This is a genomic window from Streptomyces sp. WELS2, assembly GCF_013870595.1.
In the GTDB taxonomy this organism is placed as follows: domain Bacteria; phylum Actinomycetota; class Actinomycetes; order Streptomycetales; family Streptomycetaceae; genus Streptomyces.
The window spans coordinates 1-5,219 of sequence record NZ_JACBWZ010000438.1 but is presented as its reverse complement, the minus strand read 5'-3'; the positions used below and the strand labels follow the sequence as shown (position 1 = coordinate 5,219).

The following is a 5,219-nucleotide window of genomic DNA, read 5'->3' as shown; positions in this document are numbered from 1 at the left end:
CTGCGCGACGCCGGGGTGCCCGTCGCCGAGGAGCTGATCGCGGCGGGCGACTTCACCGAGCAGGGCGGACGCGCGGCCATGCGGGAACTGCTGCGCCGGCGCCCCGATCTCGACGCCGTCTTCGCCGCCTCCGACGTGATGGCCTCCGGCGCGGTGCAGGAACTGCGTGCGGCGGGCCGCCGGATCCCCGGGGACGTGGCGCTGGTCGGCTTCGACGACTCCATCGTGGCCCGGCACATCGATCCGCCGCTGACCAGCGTCCGCCAGCCGCTGGCGGAGATGGGCCGCACGATGGCGAACCTGCTGCTGGAGGAGATCGCCCAGCGCGGCACGGGACAGCGCGGGGTCGTACTGCCCACGGAACTCGTGGTGCGGCAGTCGGCCTGAGGGGCGTCCGCCTTGTGGGTACGCCGTTTCGCGGGTCCTCCGTTTCGCGGGTCCTCCGTTTCGCGGGTCCCCGCCTTGGGGGTCTTCCGCCCTGCGGGACCTGCGTTTTGCGGAACCTGCAACTGCCGGGTGCTCCGCCCGACGGATCCTCCGCCTTGCGGGACTTCCACCTTGCGGGTCTTCCGCCTGCGGGACCTGCGTCTTGCGCGTCGTCCGCCTCGCGGATCCTCCGCCTGCCGGGTCTTCCGCCTTCGGAACCTCCCCCTTGCAGGTCTTCCGCCTTGCGGATCCACCGTCTGGCGGGTCGCCCGCCTGCGAGCCGGCCGCCGGCGGTGCCCCCGCACGCCCCCCCTCTCGCTCCGCACCACCGCGCCTCCCCCTTCCGCCGTGGGAGCGCTCCCATGCATAATGCGTGCACTCGACCCCTGGGAGAGCCTCCATGCCCGAACCGATGACACAGACCTTTCCGCCCGCCTTCCTCTGGGGCGCCGCGACCTCGGCGTACCAGATCGAGGGGGCGGTGGGGGAGGACGGCCGCACCCCGTCGATCTGGGACACCTTCAGCCATACGCCGGGCCGCACGGCCGGCGGCGAGACCGGGGACGTCGCGGTCGACCACTATCACCGCTACCGCGACGACGTGGCACTGATGGCGGAGCTGGGCCTGACCGCGTACCGCTTCTCCGTGTCCTGGAGCCGGGTGCAGCCGACGGGCCGGGGCCCCATGGTCCAGCGCGGCCTGGATTTCTACCGCCGGCTGGTGGACGAGCTGCTGGAGCACGGCATCAAGCCGGCGCTCACGCTCTACCACTGGGACCTCCCGCAGGAGCTGGAGGACGCGGGCGGCTGGCCGGAGCGGGACACCGCGTTCCGGTTCGCCGAGTACGCGCGGCTCGTCGCGGAGGCGCTGGGCGACCGGGTGGAGCAGTGGACCACCCTCAACGAGCCCTGGTGCAGCGCCTTTCTGGGCTACGGCTCCGGGGTGCACGCGCCCGGCCGCACCGACCCGGCGGCCTCCCTGCGCGCCGCGCACCACCTGAACCTCGGGCACGGGCTGGCCGTGTCCGCGCTGCGCGCGGTGATGCCGGCCCACAACCGGATCGCGGTCAGCCTCAACTCCTCGGTGGTGCGCCCGCTCAGCCAGGACCCGGCCGACCTGGCCGCCGTCCGCCGCATCGACGACCTGGCCAACGGGGTCTTCCACGGCCCGATGCTGCACGGGGCGTACCCGGAGACGCTGCTCGAGGCCACGCGCCCGGTGACGGACTGGAGTCACGTCCTGGACACCGATCTGCGCACGATCAACGCGCCGCTGGACGCGCTGGGCCTGAACTACTACACGCCGGCGCTGGTCTCGGCCGCGTCCGGGGAGGTGAAGGGTCCCCGGCTGGACGGGCACGGCGGCGGCGAGCACTCCCCCTGGCCGTGCTCCGACGACATCGTCTTCCACCAGACGCCGGGCGAGCGCACGGAGATGGGCTGGACCATCGACCCGACGGGTCTGTACGACCTGATCATGCGCTACACGCGCGAGGCGCCGGGCCTGCCGCTGTACGTCACCGAGAACGGCGCGGCCTACGACGACAAGCCCGACCCCGACGGCCGCGTGCACGACCCCGAGCGCATCGCCTACCTGCACGGCCATCTGTCGGAGGTGCGCCGGGCCATCGCCGACGGCGCCGACGTGCGCGGCTACTACCTGTGGTCGCTGATGGACAACTTCGAGTGGGCGTACGGCTACGGCAAGCGGTTCGGCGCGGTCTACGTGGACTACGCGACGCTGGAGCGGACGCCGAAGTCCAGCGCCCGCTGGTACGGCGAGGCGGCCCGCACCGGGGTGCTGCCGCCGGTGCCGGCCGCCTAGGCCGGAGGGCGCGGCCTGTCGTGGGGGGCGGGCCGCGCCCTTCGTCGTCCCCGGTGGGGACGCCGGGCGTCAGGCGATCACTTCGAGCGCGGAGTACAGCGCGTAGAGGATGGCCGGGAGGACCCCGACGAGCCCGGTCAGCGCCCCGATCACCACGGGCAGCCGGTGTGCCGACTTCAGGGCCCGGGCGAGATAGGCCACGAGTACGAAATAGGCCAGAGTCACCACGACTCCGGCCGAGAGCAGGACAGCAGGACTCATCGAGTGCATACGGCGCTCTTCTCTGTGCGACATGCCCAGTCCGGTCCGGCGCCGCCGCGAGCAGGCCATACGCGTCCCTTGGCGGGGGACATGGACGGCCGCGGTGGAGTGCCGGTGAAATGACGGTAGCTCAAACCGAGCCCTGTGGGCCAGAGTTGGCCGGGACGGCGAGAAAAGCAGGGGCCCCAGGGAGCCACCCCTGGGTTCCCCTGCCCTGATCAGCTCCGGACTGGGCAAGTCGCGGAAGCCTCGTTGTGACATATTCTCGCGCCGGGATATACGAACGATATACGCGCCATCCGCGCCGGTTGTTACCCTGACTCGCGGGAAGGGGGCGTCATGCGCGAAGCGGCATCCGGCGGCCCGGAACCGCGGTTCACCCTCCTCGGCCCGGTGCGCGCCTGGCGGGGCGGAGACCCCCTGCCCACGGGCAGCCCCAATCAACGCGCCCTGCTCGTGGCCCTGCTGCTGCGCGAGGGCCGCACGACGACGCCCGCCGAGCTGATCGACTCCCTGTGGGGCGACGAGCCGCCGTCCACGGCACTGGCCGTCGTCCGCACCTACGCCTCCCGGCTGCGCAAGATCCTGGACCCCGGGGTCCTGGTCAGCGAGTCGGGCGGGTACGCGATGCGCGCGCTGTCCCGCGACGCGGTCGACCTGTGGGTCGCCCGCGATCTGGCCGAGGAGGCGGTGCGGGCACGTGCCGCCGGGGACCTGTGCCAGGCACGGGACGCCCTGGACCGGGCGCTGGCCCTGTGGGACGGCGAGGCACTGGCCGGCGTGCCGGGCCCGTACGCGGAGGCGCAGCGCGCACGCCTGGAGGAGTGGCGGCTGCAACTCCTCGAGTCCCGGCTGGACATGGACCTGGAACAGGGCCGGCACGCCGAGGCGGTGGCGGAGCTGACCGCGCTGACGGCGGCCCACCCGCTGCGCGAACGGCTCCGCGAACTGCTGATGCTGGCGCTGTACCGCAGCGGCCGGCAGGCGGAGGCCCTCGCGGTGTACGCGGACACCCGCCGGCTGCTCCAGAACGAACTGGGCGTGGACCCGCGCCCGGGCCTCAGCGACCTCCAGCAGCGCATCCTCCGGGCGGACCCGGCCCTCGCGGAGCCCTCGGCCCCGGTGGCCGGTTCGGCCGCCGCACCCGTCGTGCCGGCGCAACTGCCCGCCGGCATCCCCGACTTCACGGGACGGGCCGCCTTCGTGGAGGAGCTGCGCGACCTGCTCGTATCGGGCCAGGGCGGGGTGATGGCCGTATCGTCCCTCACGGGCATCGGCGGGGTCGGCAAGACGGCGCTGGCGGTGCAGGTGGCACACCAGGCGAGCGACGCCTTCCCGGACGGGCAGCTGTACGTCGACCTTCGGGGCGCGAGCCCGCATCCCGCCGAACCGGCCTCGGTGCTCGGCTCGTTCCTGCGCGCGCTCGGCACCCCGGACCCGGCGATCCCCGACTCGGCGGAGGAGCGCGCGGCGCTGTACCGCTCGCTGCTGCGCGGCCGGCGGACCCTGGTGGTGCTGGACAACGCCAGGGACGCGGCCCAGGTGCGCCCGCTGCTGCCCGGCACCCCCGGCTCCGCGGCGCTGGTGACCTCGCGCGTGCGGATGCTGGACCTCGCGGGCGCCCGTCTGGTGGACCTGGACATCATGTCCCCGCAGGAGGGCCTGGCCCTGTTCGCGCGGATCGTGGGCGAGGAACGGGTGGCGGCGGAGCCCGAGGCGGCCAGGGAGGTGATCGAGGCCTGCGGCCGTCTGCCCCTGGCCATCCGGATCGCCGCGTCCCGCCTGGCGGCCCGGCGCAGGTGGACGGTCTCGGTGCTGGCGGCGAAACTGGCGGACGAACGGCGCCGGCTGGACGAGCTCCGGGCGGGCGACCTCGCGGTCAAGGCCACCTTCGAACTCGGCTACGGCCAGCTGGAGCCGGCCCAGGCCCGCGCCTTCCGCCTCCTCGGCCTGGCCGACGGCCCCGACATCTCCCTGGCCGCCGCGGCGACCCTGCTGGACCTTCCGGCCGAGGACGCCGAGGACCTGCTGGAGTCCCTGGTCGACACCTCCCTGCTGGAGTCGGCCGCGCCCGGCCGCTACCACTTCCACGATCTGGTCCGCCTCTACGCCCGCGCCTGCGCGGAACGGGACGAGCCGCCGGGCGAACGGGAGGCCGCCCTTTCCCGTCTGCTGGACTTCCACCTGGCCACGGCCACCCGGGCGTACGCGGCAGAACGGCCCGGGGACCGGCTGGTGGAACACCTGCACGACCCCGGGCGGCCCGGGCTGTCCTTCACCGGCCCACGGGAGGCCCAGGACTGGCTGTACGCGGAGGCCGGTCCCCTGCTCTCCGTGGTGCGCCGGTCGGCCCGGCCGCCGCTGCTCGGCCGCGCGGTGGACACGCTGTGGGCCGCGCTCGACCTGTCCGAGGGCAGCAATGCGCGGGCGTACGAGGAGACGGCCCTGGCGCTGTGCGGCGCCGCCCGCGCGACCGGCGACCGGCGGGCCGAGGCGCGGGCGCTGGTCACGGTGGCGCACGCCCATGTGATCAGCGGCCGGTTCGAGGAAGCGGACGGGGCCGCCGCGCGGGCCGTCGAGCTGAGCACCGGCACCGATCCCCTGACCACGGCCTGGGCGTGCTTCCGGCGGGGCGTCATCGCGCAGTACCAGCGCCGGCTCGCGGACGGTGACGGCTATCTGGTCCAGGCGGCCGACGGCTTCCGCG

General features: G+C 74.1%; 4 protein-coding genes. 3 read left to right on the top strand and 1 reads right to left on the bottom strand.

The window, feature by feature from the left end:
* Together H5J33_RS22625 and H5J33_RS22620 are read left to right on the top strand one after the other, a co-directional pair.
* A partial coding sequence (locus H5J33_RS22625; protein WP_181796741.1) for a LacI family DNA-binding transcriptional regulator occupies positions 1 to 387 on the top strand: 387 nt, incomplete at its 5' end.
* 439 nt (positions 388 to 826) lie between these two features.
* The gene (locus tag H5J33_RS22620; protein ID WP_181796740.1) at positions 827 to 2,251 is read left to right on the top strand and encodes a GH1 family beta-glucosidase; all 1,425 of its coding nucleotides are present in this window, start codon (positions 827 to 829) and stop codon (positions 2,249 to 2,251) included.
* Positions 2,252 to 2,320: 69 nt separating this feature from the next.
* Here H5J33_RS22620 and H5J33_RS22615 read toward each other — a convergent pair whose 3' ends face one another.
* Positions 2,321 to 2,545, bottom strand: coding sequence for a hypothetical protein (locus tag H5J33_RS22615; RefSeq protein ID WP_258565311.1), 225 nt, complete (start codon positions 2,543 to 2,545; stop codon positions 2,321 to 2,323).
* Between the two features lie 306 nt (positions 2,546 to 2,851).
* On the opposite strand from H5J33_RS22615, the gene H5J33_RS22610 reads away from it, so the two are divergent.
* Positions 2,852 to 5,219: AfsR/SARP family transcriptional regulator (locus H5J33_RS22610; RefSeq protein WP_181796739.1), on the top strand; the 2,368-nt coding region annotated here is incomplete at its 3' end.